This is a genomic window from Rummeliibacillus stabekisii, from assembly GCF_007988965.1.
GTDB classification, from domain to species: Bacteria; Bacillota; Bacilli; order Bacillales_A; family Planococcaceae; genus Rummeliibacillus; species Rummeliibacillus stabekisii.
Map to the genome: position 1 here is coordinate 179,849 of NZ_BJVD01000004.1, position 23,684 is coordinate 203,532.

Annotated in this window: 28 protein-coding genes; 16 read left to right on the forward strand and 12 right to left on the reverse strand. The window is 38.0% G+C overall.

Going from position 1 to position 23,684, the window contains the following annotated elements:
- The first annotated feature begins 129 nt into the window (after positions 1 to 129).
- Entirely contained in the window at positions 130 to 696 is a 567-nt protein-coding gene (locus RST01_RS10050) for a dihydrofolate reductase family protein (protein ID WP_147196426.1), read from the forward strand.
- Between the two features lie 240 nt (positions 697 to 936).
- On the opposite strand, the gene RST01_RS10055 is transcribed toward RST01_RS10050, so the two are convergent.
- Positions 937 to 1,263, reverse strand: a complete 327-nt coding sequence (locus RST01_RS10055) for a YuzD family protein (RefSeq protein WP_147196428.1) — start codon at positions 1,261 to 1,263, stop codon at positions 937 to 939.
- A gap of 82 nt (positions 1,264 to 1,345) precedes the next feature.
- Here RST01_RS10055 and RST01_RS10060 point away from each other — a divergent pair, with 82 nt between their 5' ends.
- Positions 1,346 to 1,594, forward strand: coding sequence for a NifU family protein (locus tag RST01_RS10060; RefSeq protein WP_223823599.1), 249 nt, complete (start codon positions 1,346 to 1,348; stop codon positions 1,592 to 1,594).
- Positions 1,595 to 1,655: 61 nt separating this feature from the next.
- On the opposite strand, the gene RST01_RS10065 is transcribed toward RST01_RS10060, so the two are convergent.
- Complete coding sequence (locus tag RST01_RS10065; RefSeq protein ID WP_147196431.1) at positions 1,656 to 2,339, reverse strand: DUF2225 domain-containing protein; 684 nt, start codon at positions 2,337 to 2,339, stop codon at positions 1,656 to 1,658.
- A 145-nt stretch (positions 2,340 to 2,484) separates the two neighbouring features.
- Here RST01_RS10065 and RST01_RS10070 point away from each other — a divergent pair, with 145 nt between their 5' ends.
- The 3 genes from RST01_RS10070 to RST01_RS10080 all read left to right on the forward strand — a co-directional run bounded on the left by RST01_RS10070 (position 2,485) and on the right by RST01_RS10080 (position 3,836).
- On the forward strand, positions 2,485 to 2,847 hold the full coding sequence (locus RST01_RS10070) for a HesB/IscA family protein (RefSeq protein WP_147196433.1): 363 nt from the start codon (positions 2,485 to 2,487) through the stop codon (positions 2,845 to 2,847).
- 73 nt (positions 2,848 to 2,920) lie between these two features.
- Entirely contained in the window at positions 2,921 to 3,412 is a 492-nt protein-coding gene (locus RST01_RS10075; protein WP_147196435.1) for an NUDIX domain-containing protein, read from the forward strand.
- 94 nt (positions 3,413 to 3,506) lie between these two features.
- Complete coding sequence (locus tag RST01_RS10080; RefSeq protein WP_066789191.1) at positions 3,507 to 3,836, forward strand: YuiB family protein; 330 nt, start codon at positions 3,507 to 3,509, stop codon at positions 3,834 to 3,836.
- An 83-nt stretch (positions 3,837 to 3,919) separates the two neighbouring features.
- Here the strand turns inward: RST01_RS10080 and RST01_RS10085 are convergent, their stop codons facing one another.
- Entirely contained in the window at positions 3,920 to 4,390 is a 471-nt protein-coding gene (locus RST01_RS10085) for a divergent PAP2 family protein (RefSeq protein WP_260320795.1), read from the reverse strand.
- Between the two features lie 150 nt (positions 4,391 to 4,540).
- Here RST01_RS10085 and RST01_RS10090 point away from each other — a divergent pair, with 150 nt between their 5' ends.
- The 3 genes from RST01_RS10090 (at position 4,541) to RST01_RS10095 (ending at position 6,973) form a co-directional block, all read left to right on the forward strand.
- Positions 4,541 to 6,052 (forward strand): leucyl aminopeptidase, encoded by a 1,512-nt coding sequence (locus RST01_RS10090; protein WP_147196437.1) that lies wholly within the window; start codon positions 4,541 to 4,543, stop codon positions 6,050 to 6,052.
- Between the two features lie 64 nt (positions 6,053 to 6,116).
- Entirely contained in the window at positions 6,117 to 6,263 is a 147-nt protein-coding gene (locus RST01_RS16000; protein WP_184117587.1) for a hypothetical protein, read from the forward strand.
- Positions 6,264 to 6,412: 149 nt separating this feature from the next.
- Positions 6,413 to 6,973 (forward strand): DUF5366 family protein, encoded by a 561-nt coding sequence (locus RST01_RS10095; protein ID WP_147196439.1) that lies wholly within the window; start codon positions 6,413 to 6,415, stop codon positions 6,971 to 6,973.
- A gap of 50 nt (positions 6,974 to 7,023) precedes the next feature.
- On the opposite strand, the gene RST01_RS10100 is transcribed toward RST01_RS10095, so the two are convergent.
- Entirely contained in the window at positions 7,024 to 8,877 is a 1,854-nt protein-coding gene (locus RST01_RS10100; protein ID WP_147196441.1) for a transglycosylase domain-containing protein, read from the reverse strand.
- 87 nt (positions 8,878 to 8,964) lie between these two features.
- Entirely contained in the window at positions 8,965 to 10,185 is a 1,221-nt protein-coding gene (locus RST01_RS10105) for an MFS transporter (RefSeq protein ID WP_147196444.1), read from the reverse strand.
- A 192-nt stretch (positions 10,186 to 10,377) separates the two neighbouring features.
- On the opposite strand from RST01_RS10105, the gene RST01_RS10110 reads away from it, so the two are divergent.
- Both RST01_RS10110 and RST01_RS10115 read left to right on the forward strand, forming a co-directional pair.
- Positions 10,378 to 10,968 (forward strand): peptidylprolyl isomerase, encoded by a 591-nt coding sequence (locus RST01_RS10110; RefSeq protein ID WP_066791907.1) that lies wholly within the window; start codon positions 10,378 to 10,380, stop codon positions 10,966 to 10,968.
- A 17-nt stretch (positions 10,969 to 10,985) separates the two neighbouring features.
- The gene (locus RST01_RS10115; protein WP_066789177.1) at positions 10,986 to 11,192 is read left to right on the forward strand and encodes a hypothetical protein; all 207 of its coding nucleotides are present in this window, start codon (positions 10,986 to 10,988) and stop codon (positions 11,190 to 11,192) included.
- Between the two features lie 45 nt (positions 11,193 to 11,237).
- Here the strand turns inward: RST01_RS10115 and RST01_RS10120 are convergent, their stop codons facing one another.
- Positions 11,238 to 12,413 carry a MalY/PatB family protein gene (locus RST01_RS10120; protein ID WP_147196448.1) on the reverse strand — a complete coding sequence of 392 codons (1,176 nt, stop codon included), beginning with the start codon at positions 12,411 to 12,413 and terminating at the stop codon, positions 11,238 to 11,240.
- Positions 12,414 to 12,489: 76 nt separating this feature from the next.
- Between RST01_RS10120 and RST01_RS10125 the strand changes: the two genes are divergently transcribed.
- Positions 12,490 to 12,750: a DUF1871 family protein gene (locus tag RST01_RS10125; protein WP_147196450.1), complete on the forward strand. Its 261-nt coding sequence runs from the start codon at positions 12,490 to 12,492 to the stop codon at positions 12,748 to 12,750.
- 181 nt (positions 12,751 to 12,931) lie between these two features.
- Here the strand turns inward: RST01_RS10125 and RST01_RS10130 are convergent, their stop codons facing one another.
- Together RST01_RS10130 and RST01_RS16180 are read right to left on the reverse strand one after the other, a co-directional pair.
- Positions 12,932 to 13,150 carry a helix-turn-helix domain-containing protein gene (locus tag RST01_RS10130; RefSeq protein ID WP_066789168.1) on the reverse strand — a complete coding sequence of 73 codons (219 nt, stop codon included), beginning with the start codon at positions 13,148 to 13,150 and terminating at the stop codon, positions 12,932 to 12,934.
- 269 nt (positions 13,151 to 13,419) lie between these two features.
- The gene (locus RST01_RS16180) at positions 13,420 to 13,746 is read right to left on the reverse strand and encodes a hypothetical protein (RefSeq protein ID WP_244946694.1); all 327 of its coding nucleotides are present in this window, start codon (positions 13,744 to 13,746) and stop codon (positions 13,420 to 13,422) included.
- A 536-nt stretch (positions 13,747 to 14,282) separates the two neighbouring features.
- Between RST01_RS16180 and yugI the strand changes: the two genes are divergently transcribed.
- Positions 14,283 to 14,660 carry a S1 domain-containing post-transcriptional regulator GSP13 gene (gene yugI, locus RST01_RS10140; protein ID WP_066789162.1) on the forward strand — a complete coding sequence of 126 codons (378 nt, stop codon included), beginning with the start codon at positions 14,283 to 14,285 and terminating at the stop codon, positions 14,658 to 14,660.
- A gap of 114 nt (positions 14,661 to 14,774) precedes the next feature.
- Here yugI and RST01_RS10145 read toward each other — a convergent pair whose 3' ends face one another.
- On the reverse strand, positions 14,775 to 16,079 hold the full coding sequence (locus RST01_RS10145) for an AAA-type ATPase lid domain-containing protein (protein ID WP_147196452.1): 1,305 nt from the start codon (positions 16,077 to 16,079) through the stop codon (positions 14,775 to 14,777).
- Positions 16,080 to 16,215: 136 nt separating this feature from the next.
- On the opposite strand from RST01_RS10145, the gene pruA reads away from it, so the two are divergent.
- From pruA to RST01_RS10160, 3 genes are all read left to right on the forward strand, one after another.
- Positions 16,216 to 17,760 (forward strand): L-glutamate gamma-semialdehyde dehydrogenase, encoded by a 1,545-nt coding sequence (gene pruA, locus RST01_RS10150; RefSeq protein WP_147196454.1) that lies wholly within the window; start codon positions 16,216 to 16,218, stop codon positions 17,758 to 17,760.
- A gap of 92 nt (positions 17,761 to 17,852) precedes the next feature.
- On the forward strand, positions 17,853 to 19,058 hold the full coding sequence (locus RST01_RS10155) for an ornithine--oxo-acid transaminase (RefSeq protein WP_147196456.1): 1,206 nt from the start codon (positions 17,853 to 17,855) through the stop codon (positions 19,056 to 19,058).
- A gap of 98 nt (positions 19,059 to 19,156) precedes the next feature.
- Complete coding sequence (locus RST01_RS10160) at positions 19,157 to 20,401, forward strand: Glu/Leu/Phe/Val family dehydrogenase (RefSeq protein WP_147196458.1); 1,245 nt, start codon at positions 19,157 to 19,159, stop codon at positions 20,399 to 20,401.
- 52 nt (positions 20,402 to 20,453) lie between these two features.
- Here RST01_RS10160 and RST01_RS10165 read toward each other — a convergent pair whose 3' ends face one another.
- The 3 genes from RST01_RS10165 to RST01_RS10175 all read right to left on the reverse strand — a co-directional run bounded on the left by RST01_RS10165 (position 20,454) and on the right by RST01_RS10175 (position 22,524).
- Positions 20,454 to 20,705: a DUF378 domain-containing protein gene (locus RST01_RS10165; RefSeq protein ID WP_066789153.1), complete on the reverse strand. Its 252-nt coding sequence runs from the start codon at positions 20,703 to 20,705 to the stop codon at positions 20,454 to 20,456.
- Positions 20,706 to 20,799: 94 nt separating this feature from the next.
- Positions 20,800 to 21,780 carry a cation diffusion facilitator family transporter gene (locus RST01_RS10170; RefSeq protein ID WP_147196460.1) on the reverse strand — a complete coding sequence of 327 codons (981 nt, stop codon included), beginning with the start codon at positions 21,778 to 21,780 and terminating at the stop codon, positions 20,800 to 20,802.
- Positions 21,781 to 21,792: 12 nt separating this feature from the next.
- Positions 21,793 to 22,524 (reverse strand): MgtC/SapB family protein, encoded by a 732-nt coding sequence (locus RST01_RS10175; protein WP_066789149.1) that lies wholly within the window; start codon positions 22,522 to 22,524, stop codon positions 21,793 to 21,795.
- Between the two features lie 121 nt (positions 22,525 to 22,645).
- Between RST01_RS10175 and RST01_RS10180 the strand changes: the two genes are divergently transcribed.
- Positions 22,646 to 23,563 (forward strand): DMT family transporter, encoded by a 918-nt coding sequence (locus tag RST01_RS10180; protein WP_147196462.1) that lies wholly within the window; start codon positions 22,646 to 22,648, stop codon positions 23,561 to 23,563.
- The last annotated feature ends 121 nt before the right edge of the window (positions 23,564 to 23,684 follow it).

Consider the following 23,684-nt stretch of genomic DNA (forward strand, 5'->3'; position numbering starts at 1 on the left):
GGGACTCTGAGAGAATTGAAGATGGAGAAAGAGATTTTTGAATTCATGCGATAAAGGAATGATTGATTTTATCCTTTAAAATTAGATGCAGTACAGAAGAAATATATGAATGGAATAGGTGGAAGAGTTATGGTGATTAAAGCGAAGCAAAGAAGAATTATTTTAGATTTAGCAGTTACATTAGATGGTTTTATTGAAGGGAAAAATGGAGAAGTTGACTGGTGCATTATGGATCCTGATATGGAGTTTACTAGTTTCTTGAATCAAATTGATACTATTTTATATGGTAGAAAAAGCTACGATTTATGGGGACAATATATTCCTAAAGACAATGACTCAGATTCCGAAAAAGAAATTTGGGAAATGATCCATAGCAAAGAGAAATATGTGTTTTCTAGAACAAAAAGAGAAGCTAATAATGAAGTATTGTTTATAAATGAAAATATCGCTGAAGAAGTGAATAAACTGAAGAATGAGCCTGGAAAAGACATCTGGCTATATGGGGGAGCAAGTCTTATTACAACTTTTATAAATTTAGGGCTTGTTGATGAGTTTAGATTATCTATTCATCCAGTTATCTTAGGTGAAGGAAAACCCATGTTCATTGAAATAAAACAGAGATTGAATTTAAACCTGGTTGACACAAGAACATTCTCTTCTGGTGTGGTGCAACTAGTTTACCGTTATACACGATAGTAATTAACGCTTATGATGCCTCTGATTTCTAATTTCATTGGGCCAGTTGCAATTTTATAACTTAAATCCTGTTTATTATAAAATACCTTTACATCGCAGTACTTAGAAAGAAGTTTATTATCTTTTGCGTCTATTGTAGTTTCTTTTTTATTTTCTACAGACACACCACAAGCACTTAGCGATAACTATGTGCTAAGTATCGCTATTAAGATTTAGGTATAAAAAAAGAACCCCAACAGCCTAGGCTTGCTGGAATCCTAATCGTTCAAGCTCTTTATAGATTGGTTTTAATTGAATATAACCCTCGCCGATTACTTCATTATTAATTAGCACAAGTGGGTAAAAGAACTCATCATTTAAAATGCGCTCAGCCCATTCTTTGTGGCGTGCATTCTCAATTGGTTTTTCGATATCAATATAGGAGATGGTGTATAGCGGTTGTTTGTACTTGCGATCAATTGCCGCTTGAAGCCATTCATACGTATCCTTGGAAGATGGTGCATTAACACAGCTGGCACATTGGGTGCTTGCACCATACACTTCTATTGCAATAGAATGATTTTCCATTACCATTAAGCCTCGCATTTCTTTATTGGATTTTTTACCTTATAAACATTATAATAATTTTAGGGAAAGGAGTCGATAGTAAATGACAGAACATGTGCAAGAATCAGAAATGTTTAACTCAGTTCAAGAGGTTTTAGATAAATTGCGCCCATTCCTTCTTCGTGACGGCGGGGACTGCCAACTTGTTGATGTAGAAGACGGTATTGTAAAATTGCGTCTGCTTGGAGCGTGCGGTAGCTGCCCAAGTTCTACCATCACACTAAAAGCAGGCATTGAACGCGCACTTTTAGAGGAAGTACCTGGAGTTGTAGAAGTAGAACAAGTATTCTAATGTATGTATAAGGCTATCCATGAACCGGTCAATACTGGTTATGGATAGCCTGTTATTTTATTTATGAACTTTCTTTTTCCTCACGCATACGCTGCCACTGGTCTTTGGCCATTTCCAAAATCTTAGGCTCATTAAATAGACGTTGTTTCTCAATAACTTTAGAGAAGTAGCGTATTGCCTGCTCTTTATCTCTCATACGCCTTGATATCTCTGCAATAAGATAGAGTACCCGGAGCTCGTTCATAGATGTTCCCTTATAATCCTCTACAGAATAAGATTCGATATATTGCTCTCTAGCAATTTTCATAAATCTGATCTCCATTTCTGTTTGGTTGCTCATTCTATATAGCCAGGCTATTCGTAAAGCTAACCCTGCTAATGTAATATGTTTTTCTTTTTTATAATTACCGCAAACTAGACCAAGCTGATAGGCTTGAAGTGCATCGGCAATCGAACGTTCGCCCGCAAAGCTGTGCTTTTTCCAATGTGCAGAAATATGCTGGTCAAGAGTTTCTTTGACGCCAGGTGCAAAATATTTTGAAAAATCTTCCGTGAAAGAAAAACCGCAATGTTCACATACAAATACATTATAAAATAATGGATTAACGTCATTTTCATAAATGGGGCGAAAATCACTTTCATTTTCTTTTACTTTTATGAAATTAGAACGAACTTTCATCGTCTTAAATTGTTGCTTGCAGTGCAAACACTCTATTTGCTTTTCGTAATAAGGAGAAAGCTCCATAGCAATAGCCCCATTTCTAATAGTGAATATAGTAGAATTATATCATAAACGTGTAAAAGAAAATTTGATTTTTTTGTGAGCGTTAGCGTTTTACTGATACGGCAAAAATTGATATGATGAATATATAAGAAAGAGGTGGATACGGATGACACAAGTTGTGAATATTACAGAAGCAGCAGCATTTCATATTAAAGAAATGATGCGAAACAATAAGGAAGAGGGATCTTTCTTACGTGTAGCCGTAAAAGGCGGCGGTTGTAGCGGCCTTTCCTATGCAATGGGCTTTGAACGCGACCGTCAAGAGGGAGACCAGCTTCTTGAAATACAAGGACTACAAGTTATTGTTTCAAGTGAAGATGCACCAATTATTCAAGGAACAACCATTGATTTTAAACAATCGCTTATGGGTGGCGGATTTACCATCGACAATCCAAATGCCATTGCATCATGTGGCTGCGGCTCATCGTTCCGAACAGCAAAAGTTACAGGAACTCCTGAAAATTGTTAATGTCTAATATAACAAAAGGCCTATTGGTTGTGTTCGCACAGCGATAGGCCTTCTTTAAACATGGGGGGATTAAATGAGTAACAAAGATCGGGGGAAGGTTTGGCTTGGTGTTGCCGGGTTAGTTGAGAATGAAAACGGTGAATGGCTCGTTGTAATGAAACGGTACGGTGGGCTTGATGGCATGTGGTCATTGCCAGCCGGGTTTGTCCAACCAGGCGAGACACTTGACCAAGCATGCCATCGTGAATTAAAAGAAGAAACAGGAATCGAAGCTTCACTACAGGGATTGCTGGGTCTGCGGACAGGCGTTCTTAGGAATGATATTAGTGATAATATGGTAGTTTTTTATTTAACAGCAAATACTCTGGAGCAATCAATCAAAGTACAGTTGGATGAATTATATGATGTAAAGTGGATGTCACCGGAAGCATTGAAAAATGATAAGCGTACATCTCTGATGATTTTAGAATTAGTGGACTCTGCATTAGAAGCTAAACCGGCAACGCTTGAAAAGCTAGAAAGCGATAATATTTTTGGCTATACCGACTACAAATTGTACTTCTAGTAAAATCGCATCTAGTAAGAAAAAACCACCAAGTCATTGAAACAGTTCTCTCTATCAGTTACACTAATGTGAGAGAATATGGAGGAATAAACAGATGACTGGTGGATTTTCAATTATCCAATTAATACTATCGATGCTCATTTTTATAGTAATGTTTTTTGGCATCGGCTTCTTGCTAAATATGTTGCTGCGTGCTACATGGTTTATGGCATTCTTATATCCCATTGTCGTGATCTTTATTGTAGATAATGTAAGCTTTTTAGATTATTTCTTCAAAGCGGGCACAGCATTTCCAGCATTGGGCCACCGCTTGGCATCTTTGCAACTCGCTGATATTTTAATTCTTGCTAGCGGGTTAGTTGGGGCTATTATTGCAGGAATTGTCATGAAGATTCTGCGTAAAATGGGCTATCAAATGTTTTAATTATGTAATCTATATCGTTAAAATCGAAAAGAGATGTCAAACGCCAGAGGAATGGCGTTTGACATCTCTTTTTATATGGGCAATTAAAAGTAATAAATGATACAAGATAAGAGTATGCCCAATAAGCAGCCGAAAAAGACTTCAATCGGACGGTGGCCAAGCAATGTTTTCAAATCTTCCATCTTTTCCTGACCATTTTTTTCTGGTAACGTCTTTGCCTTTTCGACAAAGGTTTGCAAATCCTTACGCATTTGATTAATGACAATAGCTTGCTGTCCTGCCTGATAACGAATGCCTGTAGCATCAAACATGACAATAATGGAAAAGACAGCTGAAACAGCAAAGAGTGAGGATGTAATACCGTGTTCAAATGCAATAGCGGTTGTAAGAGATGATACAGCCGCGGAATGCGAGCTCGGCATGCCTCCTGTAGATGTGAATAGGCCAAAGTCTACTTCCCTTGTTGCTATAAAGTGAATAGGGATTTTCACAAACTGTGCGATAAAAATGGCCAGTAAAGCCGATATTAATGGTGTGCTTTGTAAAAATTCCAAATATATCATCACCTTTTAGCAGTTATATCTTTACTATACCATAAGGCTTTTTCTACTTCATTTCTAAGCAACCCTATTGCGAACATTTCGTAAATTGAAATACTTTGCTATAATGAATTGAGAAAATAATAATAGAAAAGAGTGAAAAATATGCAGATTACACAAGAAATCAAAAGCTTTGCGACTGTAGATTCGGACGTTCTGATTGTTGGTGTGTCAAAAAATCAAGAAAATGTAGAAAAATGGTCTGATTTTGTACAATTCTTTGGTAAACCCATGGAAGAATGGGTAAAAAGCGGCGATATACAAACAGATACAAAATCAATTACAAAGATTCCTGTATTTACAAAAGAAGCAAAGGTAAAACGTCTTTTGTTTATCGGGCTTGGCAATCGTAAATCCCTTTCAAAGGAAACATTACGCGCGGGATTTGGTTTAGCAGGAAAAGCTCTACATAAGATGAAAGCAAGTAAAATTTCCCTATGGGCAGACTCTTTTGCAACAGATGAAATTCTTCCTGAAGAAGTTTCTAATTTGGCTGCAGAAGGCATTGTGATGGGGAGTTATACTGTTGAAAATTATAAAACCACAAGCAATGAGCAGGATATCACAATTGAACAAATCAGCTTTATTACAGATGGAGAACCTGAAAAATTATTCGCTGGGTTTCATAAAGGAGAGGTCTATGCAACTGCTGTAAATGAGGCGCGTACACTGATCAATAAGCCTGGGAATTTACTGACATCTACAAAATTAGCAGACTATGCAGTTGAATTGGCAAAAGAATATAATTTGGAAGTAGAAATTTTAGATAAAGCCCAGCTAGAAGAATTGGGCATGGGTGCAATTCTTGCTGTCAACAAAGGATCAAAAGAAGAGCCGCGCATGATTACATTGAAATACCAAGCAACAGAACAATGGGAAGATGTCATTGGACTGGTCGGTAAAGGTGTAACATTTGATACTGGCGGTTACTCTCTTAAAACAAAAACAGGCATTGTTGGCATGAAAGGTGATATGGGCGGAGCAGCTGCCGTTCTTGGTGCTATGCGTATTGTCGGTGAAATGCGTCCAAACAAGAATGTTATTGGCGTCATTGGATCTACCGACAACATGATTTCTGGCGAGGCGTTTAAGCCGGATGATGTCATTACTACTTTCAGCGGCAAAACAGTAGAAATTTTGAATACAGATGCAGAAGGCCGTCTTGTACTTGCAGATGCAGTAGCTTATGCGAAACAACAAGGCGCTAATACGCTCATTGATTTAGCGACTCTTACAGGTGGCGTAATCACTGCACTTGGTTATGATAAAACGGGTGCTCTTACTAATGATGAAGCCTTCTATCGTTCTTTTGTAGAAGCGGCAAACAAAACAGACGAATTTGTATGGCAGCTTCCTTTAACAGAAAATGATAAAAAGCGTATTCGGAAAAGTGATGTGGCAGATTTGAATAATTCTCCTGGCGGTGATGGCCACATGATTTTTGGTGGCGGATTTATCGGTGAATTCGTTGGCGACACACCGTGGATTCACTTAGATATCGCAGGGACTTCAGATGCGATGAGTGCATATGATTTCGGTCCTAAAGGCGGCACAGGCGTTATGGTAAGAACCCTCGCAACATTTATTGATCAACTCGCTAATAGTACAGAGGAATAAATAGGCCAAATCCTAATCAAGCACTATCTCTTCTCATAAGATAATACAGAGAGGAGGGAGCATGATGTATCCATTCGGGTTTGGTTATGGAGGTTTCGGCGGGCCGTTCTTAGGTGGTTTTTTAGGTAGTTTTGTGGGCTCGGCTTTCCGTCCGTATCCAGTATATCGTAGACCATACTATCCTATTTATAGAAGACCTTACTGGTGGTAAAAATAAAAAGTTTCTATTCTATCATTGTTTGATAGGATGGAAGCTTTTTAGTTTACCAAACTTTACATATAGATGGGTTGAAAGCAACGGGTAAAATTAGCTATTATGGTATAGTGTGAAAAATCGATTGATTAAAGGAATTTATTGAAATGAGAAACCCATATGTTTACGGATATTTGCCGTTCATAACCATTATATTATTTAGTTTGACCTTCGGGCTTTTTACAGTGACTGAATCTCTAACTTTATTTAAATCAGTAGGGATTTATTCAGGAATGCGAGAGTTTTTATCAGAAATCCAACTGCGTATTTTTCTATTGATTGTCTTTGCTTTAGTTTATTTTATGGTGCTAGCTGCATTAAAATTAATAGGTGAGACAATTCATGAATTAGCCATGCTATTTTTCTCAAAGGATGCGGAAGGCAAGACGGTGCATGAAGCACGTGGGGGGTATGTTATTTTTTTCTTTGGTGGCATTGCTTCTGCGGTAGGAATTTCGTCTTTTTGGCTATTGGCACTTATTTTTATCTTGACCGTGTTTATTTATTTTGTTTATGTCATCTACAAACTGAGCAACCATATGACTCTTGGCGCGACAGTCGGTGTAATGCTTTTTGAATTAACTATTTGGCTTATCTTTTTAGCATTGATTGTCTATGTCGTATTTAAACTATACAACGGCATTGTTTCGAGTTTGCCATTTTCATAAGGTAAGGAAAGAGCACATTGAATGATGTTTGACCATTCAACGTGCTCTTTTTATGGTTGCATGATTTTTGAGAAAATGCGGTGATGGACTTTAGCAGATTCTAATGCTTGCATGTTTTGCGGTTGGTCATAGCCAATCCATACAGCAGCGGTATAACGGTCGGTCAAACCAGCGAGCCAGTAATCACGATAATCGTTTGTAGTACCTGTTTTCGCACCTACATAAGGAGCATCTACATGAATACCAACACCTGTCCCGTTCTTAACAACATCAGCCATTAAAAAGCGGATATGTTCAACAGTGCTTGGAGACCAGACAGTCCTCGTAGGACTTTTCCATTTATATAAGAGGTGGCCGTTTTGGTCTTTCACACTCCGAATTGTGTGTGGTGTCCGATAATCTCCATCTATAAAGCTCGTATAGGCACTTGCTAGATCTGCAGTGGTAAGGCCGTGTGTCAAGCCTCCAAGAGCAGATGGATATTCATAATCCTCTTTACCGATTGGTAAATGGAGTGGCTTTAAGTATTGGAAAGCTGGGGCTATCCCTACTTGTGCTAATAACCGGATAGCTACTGTATTGTAGCTATATCTAAAGGCTTGTTGGATGGTCACATTGCCAAGTACTTGACCACCATAGTTTTTGGGACAGTAATTGCCAATACAATAAGGAGCTCCGCTCACAATTGTATTAGGTGTTGCTTTCGTCTTTTCAAAATACGGTGCATAATCGATAAGCGGTTTGAATGCTGATCCTGGTTGCCGGGCCGCTTGGTAACTGCGGTTAAAGTCATACTTTCTATAATGCTTTCCGCCATAAATACTCACAATCTCACGGGTATCATTATCGATAACCACTGCAGATGATTGAAGGGTGCCATAGTGAGTTAATAGGTCATCAATTGCTGTTGTATCCATTGCTTGTTTAGTAGGAGATAAAGCTGTCTCAATAACAAGCCCTTTATTCAGCAAATGGTTGACGCGCTTTGATAGTTTTGCTTCTACTTTTTTGCGCTCGAGCGGTGTTCTAGCCAACTGGCGTTCTTTCGTATAGCCTTCCTTAGAGGCAACGAGTGAACGAAATTCGTTGATCACATAGGTGCTATAGGCAGGGTAGAGCTGCATTTTTCTTTTTAAGGCGAAAGTAATTTTTTCTCGTTTCATTTTTTGGGCTTCTTGTTGGCTCATAATCCCTTTTTCAGCCATTTTATCTAGTAAGCGCTCTTGCCTTTTTTTCGTGTTTTCAAAATGGCGAAGCGGATCATATATTGTAGGATTATTCGGTATGGCTGCTATAAAGGCCATCTGAGCTTTGGATAAATGGGTAACGGGCTTATTAAAGTAATAGGTAGCAGCACCGTTTACACCATATGCGCCATTCGCAAAATACATTTCATTTAAGTACATATTAAGTATTTCATCTTTTGATGTTTTACGTTCAAGCTCGTAGGCGTAAAAAATTTCAAGTAATTTTCGCTCATATGTTTTTTCCTGAGACAAGTAACGCATGCGGACTAACTGTTGCGTAATGGTGCTGCCGCCTTGAGAAGCACTGCCGTTTTCATTATTTTGGACAAATGCTCTGGCAATGCCTGATAGGTCAAAGCCAATATGTTCATAGAAATCCGCATCCTCGCTATTTATGAACAGCTGTTGCATAAATGTAGGTATATCCGATAATAAGAGCGGTTTTCTCCATTCTGTATATTCCTCTGAAAAAGTTTTGTGGTCCCGATCCTTTAAAACAGTAGGATTCAATATATTGGGTGCCTCCAATTTTATAGTAGAGGTGAATTCTTTTTCAAAAGCTTCGGCTGTCTGCATTTCTTCTGAAATCTTTCCGATAAGAATAAATAGCAAAGGCAGACTGCATAAAACAATAAAAAAACCTACTGCTCTTCGCACGAAATTTTCTCCTTTATTCTTTAAATATGGGTATTAAGCCATTTAAAAGAATAGCATATTTCCTTCGCGAGTAGCAGTAGATTCTAATTATTTTTGTTCCAGTATATCTTCCAAATGCTGAACAGCCTTTTTTCGAGCAAAATGAAGGGTAAACCAAGCGATAACAAATAAGGCACCAGTTACATAAAAGACAGAAGAGATGCCAAAAATACCACTGACTATTCCACCAAACACAGGACCAATGATATTTCCTAAAAAGCGGAAGCTGGTATTATAGCCCATCACTTCGCCTTGTACCACTACTGGCGCTTCTCTACGGATTAAGGCAGTTGTGGCAGGTATCAATCCACCCATTGCAATTCCGTATAAGAATCGAAGTATAACGAGTTGCCATAAAGCGGTTACCATGGCTTGCGGTACCATAAAGACTACGGCTATTAATAGAAGCATAAGCATAACTTTTTCATATCCAATATGATCTCCGAGCCGCCCCCAAATACGAGCAAACAGCAGGTTTCCTAGACCTGTTGCGCTGAACGTCAGCCCTGAAAGGAATGTCAATTGGGCAGTTGTGGTAGTTAGTTCTGATACATAAAGTGACAATAGCGGCTGAATACTAAAGTTCCCGATCTGAATAAGAGCTGTAATTAACATAACATTAAATAATAGACGGTGTTTAGTGATACCACGTAATACTTCCAATTGTGTATAATGGACAGCATTAACCTTTCTTTTCTTGCGGATTTCATGGACAAGCGTGATGACAAGTAAGGTTGCAGTAGCAATAGAAGCAGAAGTGATATAGAAGGTGTATTTAAAGCCAAATGAATCGGCTAGCAAACCGCCGACAATAGGTCCAAACAAAGAACCAGTGACACTTCCCATTTGTAATGTCCCTAAAATCTTCCCAGCTGATTCCTTGGGTGTTTGTGAGCTAATAAAGGCTAGTGATGTTGGGATAAACCCAGTTACTACCCCCATGGCCAATCGAAGGAAAAAGAACTGTTCTACATTTTGAACATGTCCCATAAAGAATATACTGACAGACAGACCTATACCGTTAATAATCAAAATCGGCTTATAGCCAAAGCGGTCAGCAATGCGCCCCCATATGGGAGACATTAAAAAAGCCGTGATAAAGGTAGAGCCAAAAATCAAGCCAGACCATTTTTGAACGTATGCTTCTGTAAAGTTGCCTAATGTGTTGATATACAACGAAAGAAAAGGCATGATCATCGTTGTTGTTCCGGAAACAAGCATATTGGAAATCCACATGATGATAAAATTGTGTTTTTGTTTTGGATTCATATACTCACTACTTTCTGTAATATTAATACAAATTAAATCCTTCCATCAGCAATGCTAATGAAAAAAAAAGTTAGTTATGATAGACTAGGATTGCTATATGATAGTTGTTTATTTACTGGAACGATATATGTATCTTTCCCCACAACTTAATTAACAAACATTTAATCTTAAGGAGATGCGAATATGTCAAATTTGTACCCACAGTTGTCAAATGAAGTAGCTGACAATGAAGTATTAGTTGAAATGAACACGAACCAAGGCAGCGTTAAAATCAAATTATTCCCTGAGTTGGCGCCTAAAACAGTTGAAAACTTCTTAACACATGCTAAAAATGGTTACTATGAAGGAATCATTTTCCACCGTGTCATTAAAGATTTCATGATTCAAGGTGGAGACCCAACTGGTACAGGTATGGGTGGAGAAAGTATTTATGGTAGCTCATTTGAAGATGAATTTAACCCTGAATTAATGAATATTCGCGGTGCGCTTTCTATGGCAAATGCTGGTCCAAATACAAACGGCAGCCAATTCTTTATCGTGCACATGTCTGAAGTGCCAGCAAATATGATTGGCCAAATGCAAGATGCTGGATTCCCAGAAGAAGTAATCCAAGCTTATAAAGAGCGCGGAGGCACTCCATGGTTAGACGGCAAGCACACTGTGTTTGGACAAGTTGTAGAAGGCATGGATATCGTCGATAAAATTGCAGATGCAAAAGTAGGCTTCCAAGACAAGCCAGTAGAAGATATTGTCATCCAATCAATTAAAGTAGTCGAAAAATAACAAGGGGCGTTCACTAAATGAATGCATGGATATTAAACGAATTCCTTTATTTTCCAGAAGATAAGTCAGAATATATACCAGCCGTTATTGAGCTAGCTATTATTCTAGTGTTATGTGTTCTTGTTTTTAACTTTTTTAGAAGAAAAGCAAGAAGAGATGCCGAGAAGACAAAAGAACTGGAAGAAAAAATTGCAAGAGACAAAAACTCCTCAAAACAGCATTAAAAGAACTCCTGTATTAGTCGTAAAAAACTAATACAGGAGTTTTTATTATGTTAAGGCATGGGTGAACCGTTTTATTCCCTCTTCTACTAGTGAACGAGGGCAGCTGACATTCATGCGCAAAAAACCTTTGCCTTGTTCGCCGTATTTAGAACCAGGCTCAAGAGCCAATCGCCCTTTTGTGAGTAGCAAATCCATGATTTCCTCCTCTGTTTTGCCTGTCTTTCGGTAATCAATCCACAGCAAGTATGTAGCATTCGGTTTATAAATATGAATGCCTTCGATTTCAGTTAAACGGCTAATGGCAAGGTCCATATTTTCAGAAATATAGGGTAGCAATTGTTCTAGCCATTCTTCTCCTTCTTTTGAATACAAAGCTTTTAGTGCCACACCGGCAAAAATATTTAAGCTCATTTGAGCATGCTTCACCATATGTTCTCGCAACCGCGCTCGCAATTCTTCATCTGAGACAATCATCATGGCTACTTGGATACCTGCGATATTGAAGGTTTTAGTCGGTGCCATACATGTGATGATTCTATTTTTAGCATCGCCTGCAACTTGAGCAAGAGGTGTATGTTTTCGACCATCCAATATAAGGTCCGCATGGATTTCATCTGAGAGAATTAGCACATTGTTTTTCTCGCAAATGCTGATGATTTCTTGAAGAGTTTCGATAGACCACTCAAAGCCGCCAGGATTATGAGGGTGGCATAGGATAAACAGTTTTACATCTTCCTGTTGTGTCATATTGTCAAACTTTTCAAAATCAAAGCTGTATACGCCGTCTACCTCATTCAATGGGCATTCTTTTACCGTACGATTTAAATTCTTTGGTACATTGAAGAATGGGGGATAGATGGGTGGCGTGATGATGACCGCTTCATTTTCCTTTGTAAATGTTTCTACAACTGCTGCAATGGCCGGTACTACCCCTTGCTGATATAAAATCCACGATGGGTCAATTGTAAAACCATGACGTTTTTTGGCCCAGTCAACAAAAGCCTGAGTACCTTCTGCATCTTCAAATGTATAGCCAAAAACAGGGTGCTCAAGGCGTTTTTTAAACGCATCAATTAAAACGGCAGGCGCAGCAAAGTCCATATCTGCAATCCACATCGGCAGTATATCATTCGGGTCTTCTAATTGATAAATTTCAGCCATTCGATCCCATTTTACTGAGTTTGTAAGAGATCTATTTTCTATCTGATCTAATATGCTCAAAACAATTCCCCTTTTCTTTTTTTACAATTATGTTATCATATCCAATAGAATAAGAAAGCAAATAAGGTGAAAAACGATGGAAAATATCGAAATGAATAGAAAAGCCATTCTTACATTAGAGGCTTGGAATCCATTTAATATGAAAGATTTTCGCTATGATACAGAGGCAGCGGATGTAGTAGCGGCCCTGCAATATATTGATGATCCTTCTGAATTGGGCAAAAAAATTCAGCATATATATGAACAGTCATTTGAGCAATGGATTCCAATCGAGAAGTGTGTTGAGATTTCGTACAAGCTATTGGCTATTAAATTTGAAGCGAAATGCATAGTATAAGTGAATCTGCTTTATATCTAAAGAAAAAAACCAATGAAAACAAGTGAATTGTTTTCATTGGTTTTTTATTATTGGCGAATGAACGAGCTTTTGACCCCACAATTCAAATAGTGGGGGTAAGTGCCCTTAATTCGCGATTAATTTCATACACTTATAGGAAATAACCTGCTAAGCGAAGTTTTTATTCTGCATCCTGTGTAAGGCCATCTACTAAATTAGATACTGGGACTTCAAGCGCATTTGATAATATTAATAACGTCTGAGTTGAAGGTACTTCTTCACCTGATTCAAAGCGCGCTAATTTTTCAACGCCTACTCGAGTTTTTAAAGATAATTGATCAAGCGTCAGATTACGTTCTTGTCTCAACTTTGCTAATTGTGTTGAAAGATGATCTTGCATAAAACAGCACCCCTTGTCGGAAATTTTTCTCTACTTTGTGGGGGAGTAAAACACCCACTCATTGGAGCTTCATGTGAAGTCTTACCAATATCTGATGAATCATAATGCAGTCCTATCATCAAAATAATAGGGAAACTTCTCATTTATTACCTAATAATAGTATAACATGTAATTCCTTTAATCAAAAATATGTTTCATGGCAACTCTCACTATTCACAATTTATACATAATTCTAGCGTAATTCAAACACACTGATAATCTACTAAAAGCTACTTAAAGAAGTTTTCGTAGATTTCTTGTATAAACACGATGAAGCAATTGGAATAGCAAAAGAACCAAGAATCCAATAAAAAATACAGAATCAAAAGGAATTTGTTGAAAAACAGCTTGCAAGACAATAAAGGACACTTAAAGAAGGCTTGTCCCATCGCCAACAAAAATGTTTTCCCAGTATGATATGACCAATCTGGGACAAACATGAATTTAATTTCTTCAAATGCACCGTCTAGTGTGATTGAACGGACAGCAAGGACAATGAAAAACATGAATAATATCGGTATCATCCATTTACTTGCTTTTTCAATACCGTTTTTCACCCCTCCTAGTACAATCCAAATTGTCAAGATCATAAATAATGACTACTTCTCACAGATTTTGGGTAAGAGTAGTGAAAAGATGGCTATAAAAGGTTTGGCTTGTGCTGGTAAGCTTGAATGATATCGTCCGCATAAGATACTCAATATCCAGCCGCCATTATTGCCAGTCATGTAGGGGAATTTCAAAATAGCGCCTAAGCCTATCGCACTTCCCGTAGCGACCAGTATAAAACTGATTTTGATGCGAATTGATCCCTATTGGACACGTTTTGTGTCCTCCTTTCAAGTAAGGATTGTTTTATTTTACAACAATAATTTATTAGAAAGTACTGAAGTTTATAAAAAAATAACAAAGCTGAATATTCATTGTTGTTGAGCCAAACAATTACAAACTGGCTGTAGCCATCCAAAAAGTAAGTGATTATATACTTCTTAGGATTCTTTTCAAAAATGAGGAATTTTTGCTCGACATAACGGTCTATGCTATAATTTTGTTGAAAAAATGTATATAGAAGTCACGGAAAGTAGGAAGGATTATGGCGAAAAAATATAAAGTAGGAGATGTGCTTACAGGAAAAGTAACTGGTATTCAGCCATATGGCGCATTTGTTGCATTAGACGAGACGACCCAAGGGCTTGTGCATATTTCAGAGATCACGTATGGTTTTGTGAAAGAAATTTCTGATTTTCTGACAATTGGACAAACAGTAGAAGTAAAAGTTTTAGAAGTAGATGATGACGCAAAAAAAATCAGCCTATCTATTCGTGCATTAAAAGAGCGTCCACCTATGAGAAAAAAAGAAGCAGTCCCACGCAAATCGCTTCAAGACCGTGTAGATGAAAGTGATTCAGTTGGATTTAACTCGTTAAAGGTTAAGCTTCGTGATTGGATTGAAGAATCAGGTATTAAGTAAAAAAGCTAATTCGCATATTATTTTGCGAATTAGCTTTTTTTTCGGATTGCAAATTGGGGAAACTTCTTCTCAAGCCTTACTAGGAAGTTGTAGGCTACAAACCACCGAAGAAGATTATTTTCTTATTTTGCGAAGACGGTATTGCAGATTCTGCCTGCTCATGCCGAGAGCGGCTGAAGCTTGGGTAATATTGTGATTATATTTTTCCATTACTTTATTTAAATAATATTCTTCTGCTTCTCTCAAGTAGTCATCAAGTGGAAGTAGTTCTTTTTCTTGCTGTACGACAAAATAGTCTGCACTTTTTGAAGAAGAACTGTATGTTTGTGTTTTCCATTTGAAATGGAGTGGTAGCAATTCATAGGTGATTTCATCTTCGTTCGTAACCATAGACATAATATCGTCGAGCAGTATTTCTAATTCCTTCAAATTTCCTGGCCAATCATATTCCATGAATAGTTGCTCTACTTCTGTACTCAAGCCACTCACCGTTCTTCTAAAGCGATTGCTATACCTTCGTAAATAGTCATTTACGAATGGCTTTATATCTTCTCTTCGTGTGTTTAATGGCGGAACTATTATCGTTAAGGCAAAAAAGTAATAGAGCTCTTTGTGCAGTTTGCCTGTTGCAATAAGATCAATTGGATCACTTCCAATGCTTGCAATAAATTGGTGTGATGATTGCTTATATTCTTCGGCTAATGTTAAATACTCTTGCTGCAAATCAAGTGGCAAGTATTCAATCCTTTCACAAAAAATAGTGCTAGGCTCAGCCTTTTGCAGTTGTTTCTTCAAGCGTTCAATCATTGCTCTATCTGCACGCTGGCAAAAGAGAGTCGTGAAATTTCCCGCTGCTCGTGTTGAGGCATGATGGATGGCTTCAGCAATTAAATCTTTTCCTGTGCCAGATTCGCCTACAAGCAATACAGGAAGGCGAGCGGCGACAGCTTTTTTAGCTGTTTTAATCACTTCCTGCATCGGTTCTGAAACCGCAGTTATTTGTGAAAAAGTAATTGATTCACCGTAGCGTCTCATGGGTTGATACACTAGTTTTTCTAGTGTGGTAATATCTCGTGCAAACTCAATTGCTCCAATGAATTCTCCATCTTGGATAATGGGAAATGTGTCATTGATTGTTGTGATCTCTTGTCCATTTTGATTCCAATAAGTTTGCTTCACATTTTGGATAGGTTCTTTATTTTGCAAAACTTTGAGCAGGGTACTATCTTCTTTATCAAAATGAAACAACTCTAATATTGATCGATCGTGAACGTCTTCTAAGTGAAGACCTTCAATTTCCATCATTTTTTCATTGTAAATCAGCGTTTTGCCATGTGCATCGACTGCGTGAATGCCTACTGATGCATGCTCTGTCGCAAATTGATAAAACGGCAAAAGATTCTGTGTTGGATTCTCCATTTTTATCACCTTAAAAATTTTTTTTAGATTTTTTTAAATTTTTACTTGAAAAACGCAATATTATTTTGCATTATTATAAGTGTAATCGATAAAGTAATGCAAATTTTTTTTGCGCTCACATAAGGAGGACTAAGAAATGATTCCGTACACAACTGAACCATTAACAGATTTTTCAAAAGAGGAAAATCGCCAAGCATATGAAGTAGCCTTGAAAAAGGTACAAAGCGAAATTGGACAAGATTATCCATTGATCGTTGGGGGAGAAAGAATTACAACTGAAGACAAAATTGTCTCTTATAATCCTGCTAAAAAATCTGAAGTAGTAGGTCGCGTTTCAAAAGCAAATAAAGAAATCGCTGAAAAAGCAATGCAAGTTGCAGATGCAACATTTAAAACATGGAGCAAAGTAAAGCCAGAAGTTCGTGCTGATATTCTATTTAAAGCAGCAGCAATTACAAAACGTCGCCGCCACGAAATGTCTGCATGGATGACACTTGAAGCAGGTAAACCATGGGTAGAAGCAGATGCAGATACAGCAGAAGCAATTGACTTCCTAGAATACTATGGTCGTCAAATGTTAGCGCTTAAAGATGGTAAACCTGTACAAAGCCGTCCTGGCGAATACAATAAATTTGGTTATATTCCATTAGGTGTTGGCGTTGTTATCTCACCATGGAACTTCCCATTCGCTATTATGGCTGGTACTACAGTAGCTGCAGTTGTAACAGGAAATACAGTGTTACTAAAACCAGCTTCTACAACACCAGTAATTGCATATAAATTTATGGAGATCCTTGAAGAAGCAGGTCTACCAGCTGGCGTAGTAAACTACATCCCAGGCCCAGGCGCTGAAGTAGGAGATTACTTAGTTGATCATCCACGTACTCGTTTCGTAAGTTTCACAGGTTCACGCGATGTAGGTCTACGCATCAACCAACGTGCAGCTGTACAAAACGAAGGACAAATTTGGATCAAACGTGTTATCGCTGAAATGGGTGGTAAAGATACGATTGTTGTAGATAAAGAGGCTGACCTTGAGCTAGCTGCACAATCTATCGTTAAATCTGCTTTCGGTTTCAGTGGTCAAAAATGTTCTGCATGTTCACGTGCTGTCATCGTCGAAGATGTATATGATCAAGTTCTTGATCGCGTAGTAGAACTTACAAAAGAATTAACTGTTGGAGATCCAACAGATCACAATAACTTTATGGCTACAGTAATTGATGAAGCAGCATTTAAGAAAGTAACAAGCTACTTCGAAGTGGCTAACAGTGAAGGACGCATCGTAGCAGGCGGTACTGCAGACGATTCAGTTGGTTACTTTGTTCAACCAACAGTTGTAGCAGACGTAGCTCCAGATGCACGTGTAATGCAAGAAGAAATCTTTGGTCCAATCGTAGCAATTTCTAAAGCAAAAGATTTCAATGAAGCACTTGATATTGCAAACAACACTGAATATGGTTTAACAGGTGCTGTCATCTCAACAAATCGTGACCATTTAGAAAAAGCACGTGAAGAATTCTTTGTTGGAAATCTATACTTCAACCGTGGATGTACTGGCGCAATTGTTGGTTACCAACCATTTGGTGGCTACAACATGTCAGGTACTTGCTCTAAAGCAGGCGGTCCAGACTTCTTAACATTGCATATGCAATCTAAATCTGTATCTGAAACTTTATAATGTAATAGATGAAGAGGCGGGCAAACTCGTTTGCCTGCTTCCTTCTAAAAGAGGATTGTAAGCGCGTTCACTCAAACAAGGGGGAAAAAGAAATGACAACTACTTCAACTACATCAAGCAAAATCATTGCTCAAACAAATGAATATGGTGCAAAAAACTATATGCCACTACCAATCGTTATTTCCGAAGCGGAAGGTGTATGGGTTAAAGATCCAGAAGGCAATAAATACATGGATATGCTTTCTGCTTATTCTGCAGTGAACCAAGGGCATCGCCACCCGAAAATCATTGAAGCACTAAAAGAACAGGCAGATCGTGTAACATTAACTTCACGTGCGTTTCACAGTGATCAATTAGGCCCATGGTATGAATTGGTAAGTGAAATGACTGGAAAAGAAATGGTATTGCCAATGAACACAGGCGCTGAAGCAGTAGAAACAGCATTCAAAGCTGCTCGCCGCTGGGCATATGATGTGAAAGGTGTAGAAGATGGCAAAGCAGAAGTAATTGCTTGCAACGGCAATTTCCATGGACGTACGATGCTAGCTGTATCTTTAACATCAGATCCTGAATACCGTCGTGGTTTTGGTCCATTGCTACCTGGTATCAAATTAGTTGATTACGGTGACCTAGAAGCACTAAAAGCAGCTATTACACCAAACACAGCTGCATTCATTATTGAACCTATCCAAGGGGAAGCGGGTATTATCATTCCTCCAGCTGGTTACCTAAAAGCTGCTCGTGAACTTTGCCGTGAAAATAACGTTCTATTTATTGCGGATGAAATTCAAGCAGGTCTTGCACGTACAGGTAAAATGTTTGCCTGTGAATGGGAAGATGTAAATCCTGATATGTATATTTTAGGAAAAGCTTTAGGTGGCGGTGTATTCCCAATTTCTTGCGTAGTAGCAAATAAAGAAGTATTAGGCGTCTTCAACCCAGGGTCACATGGTTCAACATTCGGCGGTAATCCAATGGCATGTGCAGTATCAATCGCATCACTAAATGTATTGCTTGACGAAAAACTTGCAGAACGTTCATTAGAATACGGCGAATACTTCATGGATGAATTGAAGAAAATTGATCATGAGGACATCAAAGAAGTGCGCGGACGTGGTTTATTCATCGGTATGGAATTAACTACAGAAGCTCGTCCTTACTGCGAAAAGCTAATGGAATTAGGGCTGTTGTGCAAAGAAACACACGACACTGTAATCCGTTTTGCGCCACCACTTGTTATTACAAAAGAAGAACTTGACTTTGCTCTTGAAAAAATTCGTGAAGTCTTCAAAAAATAAGAAAATAATAGTAAACTTTGAAGTAGAACTATGTTACAATGTTTGCACCTAGAACTACACTAACCATTATTATGAATAAAAGAGGCGAAAAAAACAAAATGGCTGAAAATCTTAACCTGTTTACATCTACACAAGCAGTGATCCAAGAAGCACTTCAAAAATTAGGATACGACGAATCAATGTACGAACTTTTAAAAGAACCGCTTCGTATGCTTGAAGTACGTATCCCCGTAAAAATGGATGATGGTTCTGTTAAAGTATTTACTGGCTATCGTGCGCAACATAACGATGCCGTGGGACCAACAAAAGGCGGTGTTCGCTTCCATCCTCAAGTTTCAGAGGAAGAAGTCAAAGCTTTATCTATGTGGATGACTTTAAAAGCAGGTATTGTTGATCTACCTTATGGTGGTGGTAAAGGCGGAGTTATCTGTGATCCACGCCAAATGTCTATGGGAGAAGTAGAACGTTTAAGCCGTGGCTATGTTCGTGCGACGAGCCAAATCGTTGGACCGACAAAAGATATTCCGGCTCCGGATGTATTTACCAACTCACAAATCATGGCATGGATGATGGATGAATATAGCCGTATGGATGAATTTAATTCACCTGGCTTTATCACAGGAAAACCAATTGTTCTTGGCGGTTCGCAAGGCCGTGACCGTGCAACAGCTCAAGGCGTAACAATTGTTATCGAAGAAGCTGCAAAACGCAAAAACATCGATATTAAAGGCGCCCGTGTTGTAATTCAAGGTTTCGGTAACGCAGGTAGCTTCTTAGCTAAATTTATGAGTGACTTAGGTGCAAAGGTAATTGCTATTTCAGATGCATACGGTGCTTTACATGATCCAGAAGGTTTAGATATTGATTATCTATTGGATCGCCGTGATAGCTTTGGTACAGTTACAACTTTATTTGAAAATACAATAACAAACCAAGAATTGCTTGAATTAGATTGTGATATCCTTGTGCCTGCAGCTATTGAGAACCAAATCACTGCTGACAATGCGCATAATATCCAAGCTAAAATTGTTGTAGAAGCAGCAAATGGTCCTACAACAACAGAAGCAACAAAAATTCTTTATGACCGCGGCATCTTATTAGTTCCAGATGTATTGGCTAGTGCTGGTGGCGTAACAGTATCTTACTTTGAATGGGTACAAAACAATCAAGGTTACTACTGGTCAGAAGAAGAAGTAAATGAAAAATTGCTTAAGAAAATGGTTGAAGCATTTGATAATGTCTATAGTGTTGCAGAAACACGCAATATTGACATGCGTTTGGCTGCATATATGGTAGGTGTGCGAAAAACTGCAGAGGCTTCACGTTTCAGAGGCTGGGTATAAATATAACAAAAGGAGAACATTCATTATATGTTCTCCTTTTTATATTGCAAATTTACATGTTTCTGATTGGGCGTACATTGTCTTTTTTTACAACACGATAGTTTCGTCTTTCTGAAACAAAGAACATACTTAAACTAATAAGCCCAGCAATCGCCACAAGAGTATAAATTGCTCGTGCACCAAAGCTTTGTTGTCCTGCGCCAAATAGTGTTGCTACTACATCAAATTGGAAAATACCGATTAGGCCCCAATTAAGAGCACCAATAACTGTCACTAGAAGTGCAAATTTTTGTAATCCGCTCATTCTGTTCACCTCCACTACTAGTTTGTTGCATTAAGCATGAAATAATTCACATTTAAAACAAAAAAATACGAGAAGAAAGGTTCTTCTCGCATTCTTAGCTTAGAGCATCAGGCCGTTCACCAATATGCTTCCAGTCTTTCACTTCATTATCTTCGTCAAATGAGACAGTTACTTTAGAGACATTTTTTTGCGATAACAGTATATCAACTAAATGATCTCGTATATCATCCACATATGCAAAGCTTAAAGTAGGATCAACCTCAGCGATCAATTCAACATGAAGTGATTCTCCTTCTTTTACTACTTCTAACTGTTTAATATCTCTTATATTTGGATCATCTAATACAAGATAAGCGATATGGTTTAACATTTCCTCATCTGTTTCACCGATGACTCCACGCGCATTTTCAAGGAATACAACACCCACTACATAGAACATCATCAAGCCGATGAGGATGGAAGCGATACCTTCCGCTTGCATAAACCCTGTAGTATGGGATATTACAACAGATAAAAGAGCGAGAACTCCGCCAGATGTAGCGACTAAATCCTCCATAAACACTAACTTTGTTGCTGGTCTTGCACTTGAAAGGTGTGTAAAAGCTTTTGGGATAGCTGTCATAGCATTTACTTTTGTACCTGAATCATGGGCAATTTCCTTAGATGCTTTTAAAAGAACTGATCCTTCCAACACGATACCAATCAATAACACAATCACACTAATCCAAACTTTTGAGGATTCGACGGGATGGGTGATTTGGTGCCAGCCTTCTATTACTGTCTCATATGACAATATGCCGACGATAAGGACAGCACCTAAACATACAAGATTGACCAATCGTCCAAAGCCTTTTGGGAATTGCTTAGTTGGCGATTTTTTAGATAGGGCAGAGCCGATAAAAACAAAGAATTGGTTAGCTGCATCGCCCAAGGAATGCATCGTTTCTGCAAACATAGCTACGTTTCCTGTGAACACATAAGCAATTAATTTGATGATGCCTAAGAACAAATTCACAAATGCTGCGAGTAGGGAAGGTTTATTCCCGTGCTTTAAAAGTTTCCATAAATCTTTCATCAAAGAACTCCTTTAAGACAGTATTTCAATTTCTACTTCTTCTGTATAAGGAAGTTTTTTTATGTCGCTGTATAACGAAAGGGTATCAAGTTTTTTAGATATGCTAGAACAGCGTAATGTTACTTGATGCTGTAATTCATTATTGGACAATCGTACATCCTTTATACAAAGATGATCTATCTCCATCTCACCGTCTTTTAAATATTGTAAAACATCTTTTATATTTTGTGCATCTCTTAAGTATAGCGTGATAAAAATATCTTTAGCACGAAGTCGTTTTGGTCCTATTTTAAAGAAGAGGGGAGCAATACCCTCCACGCCAATTAAAACAATTACGACTGCAATAATAGCTTGCAAATAGAAACCAGCCCCAACGGCGATACCAATCCCAGCTGCACCCCATATCATGGCTGCGGTTGTAAGCCCGCTTATATTGTCGTTGCCTTTACGTAAAATAACGCCTGCCCCTAAAAAACCAATACCGCTCACGATTTGTGCTGCAAGCCGTAATGGATCCATATTAATATTGACGCCTGGTACTGGCCTTGTATTAAAAACGGCCTCAATGGAAACGACAGTCAGCAAACAACTAAACGTTGATATCACTAAGCTGGTTTTTAATCCAACAGGTTTTTTTTTCAATTCCCTTTCAATGCCTATTCCTAAACTTAATGTAGCGGCAATAATTAATTTAATAATCGTCTCATAGGAGAGAGATTGCTCAACGAGTGAATAAGAATACATGATAGTCTCCGCCTTTCCAAAAATACCTTGTGAATATAGTAGATTAATGTAAGAATAATAGATATTGTATAATTACAAAGAGAGTAATACTTCTTAGTATAACAGCTTGGGGATGAGTCATTTGAACAAAGAAACAGTACGTCCATTAATCGCAATAATGATTGGAGTTATTTCCGTAGCTACTTCTGCGATCATGGTAAAATTAATTGAAGCAGATTCAGGGATTATTGCTTTTTATAGAATGCTTTTCTCTGTCTTGTTAATGGCTCCTGCTTTTTTAATACGCAATTTACACGAACTTAAAACTATTCAAAAACGAGATTGGCTTTTTTCGATCATCGCTGGTGTGTTTTTAGCCTTCCATTTTATCCTATGGTTTGATTCGTTACGCTATACATCGGTAGCTAGTTCCACGGTGCTTGTTACTTTACAGCCATTGTTTGCTATAGCTGGCACTTTTATTTTCTTTAAGGAACCTATTTATCTTAAAACAGTGATTGCTGGACTTATTGCCATCATAGGCAGCGTCCTTATTAGCTGGGGAGACTTTAAAGTAGGTGGACTGGCCTTTTATGGTGACCTATTGGCACTTATTGCTTGTGCTTTGGTTACAGGATACATGTTATTTGGCCAAGAAGTACGCAAAAGAGTTTCGCTGACTACTTATACTATACTTGTTTATACAACAAGTGCTGTAACGCTGTTATTTTATAATTTAATAAGAGGAGAGTCATTTGGTCATTATTCAGCTATGACATGGTTTTGGTTCTTAATGCTAGCAATTGTCCCGAACTTACTAGGGCATAATCTGTTTAACTGGGCACTGAAATGGGTTTCTGCAAATGCTATTTCAATTGCAATCTTATTTGAGCCAGTTGGTGCATCTATCCTTGCCTACTTTGTTTTCAAAGAAAGCTTGACAGCTACACAGGTTTTAGGAGGAATCATTGTTATTCTCGGTATTACATTGTTTGTAATTGATATTTCAAAGGTGAAGAAAATTATTTCAAAAAAACTATTGATTACTGAAAAGAAATAAGTTATAGTAAGTAATGTCGTTAAGACGTTCGCCACTTTTGAAAAATAAGTATTTTAAAAAAGTAGTTGACTCGATCTTGCGATAATGATAAGATATTAAAGTCGCTAAGTTGATAGCGAGA

Bases quoted from the DNA above. Each gene is read 5' to 3' on its own strand.
- RST01_RS10050 (WP_147196426.1), top strand. From the start codon at position 130: ATGGTGATTAAAGCGAAGCAAAGAAGAATTATTTTAGATTTAGCAGTT.
- RST01_RS10055 (WP_147196428.1), bottom strand. From the start codon at position 1,263: ATGGAAAATCATTCTATTGCAATAGAAGTGTATGGTGCAAGCACCCAA.
- RST01_RS10060 (WP_223823599.1), top strand. From the start codon at position 1,346: ATGACAGAACATGTGCAAGAATCAGAAATGTTTAACTCAGTTCAAGAG.
- RST01_RS10065 (WP_147196431.1), bottom strand. From the start codon at position 2,339: ATGGAGCTTTCTCCTTATTACGAAAAGCAAATAGAGTGTTTGCACTGC.
- RST01_RS10070 (WP_147196433.1), top strand. From the start codon at position 2,485: ATGACACAAGTTGTGAATATTACAGAAGCAGCAGCATTTCATATTAAA.
- RST01_RS10075 (WP_147196435.1), top strand. From the start codon at position 2,921: ATGAGTAACAAAGATCGGGGGAAGGTTTGGCTTGGTGTTGCCGGGTTA.
- RST01_RS10080 (WP_066789191.1), top strand. From the start codon at position 3,507: ATGACTGGTGGATTTTCAATTATCCAATTAATACTATCGATGCTCATT.
- RST01_RS10090 (WP_147196437.1), top strand. From the start codon at position 4,541: ATGCAGATTACACAAGAAATCAAAAGCTTTGCGACTGTAGATTCGGAC.
- RST01_RS16000 (WP_184117587.1), top strand. From the start codon at position 6,117: ATGTATCCATTCGGGTTTGGTTATGGAGGTTTCGGCGGGCCGTTCTTA.
- RST01_RS10095 (WP_147196439.1), top strand. From the start codon at position 6,413: ATGAGAAACCCATATGTTTACGGATATTTGCCGTTCATAACCATTATA.
- RST01_RS10105 (WP_147196444.1), bottom strand. From the start codon at position 10,185: ATGAATCCAAAACAAAAACACAATTTTATCATCATGTGGATTTCCAAT.
- RST01_RS10115 (WP_066789177.1), top strand. From the start codon at position 10,986: ATGAATGCATGGATATTAAACGAATTCCTTTATTTTCCAGAAGATAAG.
- RST01_RS10125 (WP_147196450.1), top strand. From the start codon at position 12,490: ATGGAAAATATCGAAATGAATAGAAAAGCCATTCTTACATTAGAGGCT.
- RST01_RS10130 (WP_066789168.1), bottom strand. From the start codon at position 13,150: ATGCAAGATCATCTTTCAACACAATTAGCAAAGTTGAGACAAGAACGT.
- yugI (WP_066789162.1), top strand. From the start codon at position 14,283: ATGGCGAAAAAATATAAAGTAGGAGATGTGCTTACAGGAAAAGTAACT.
- RST01_RS10145 (WP_147196452.1), bottom strand. From the start codon at position 16,079: ATGGAGAATCCAACACAGAATCTTTTGCCGTTTTATCAATTTGCGACA.
- pruA (WP_147196454.1), top strand. From the start codon at position 16,216: ATGATTCCGTACACAACTGAACCATTAACAGATTTTTCAAAAGAGGAA.
- RST01_RS10155 (WP_147196456.1), top strand. From the start codon at position 17,853: ATGACAACTACTTCAACTACATCAAGCAAAATCATTGCTCAAACAAAT.
- RST01_RS10160 (WP_147196458.1), top strand. From the start codon at position 19,157: ATGGCTGAAAATCTTAACCTGTTTACATCTACACAAGCAGTGATCCAA.
- RST01_RS10165 (WP_066789153.1), bottom strand. From the start codon at position 20,705: ATGAGCGGATTACAAAAATTTGCACTTCTAGTGACAGTTATTGGTGCT.
- RST01_RS10170 (WP_147196460.1), bottom strand. From the start codon at position 21,780: ATGAAAGATTTATGGAAACTTTTAAAGCACGGGAATAAACCTTCCCTA.
- RST01_RS10175 (WP_066789149.1), bottom strand. From the start codon at position 22,524: ATGTATTCTTATTCACTCGTTGAGCAATCTCTCTCCTATGAGACGATT.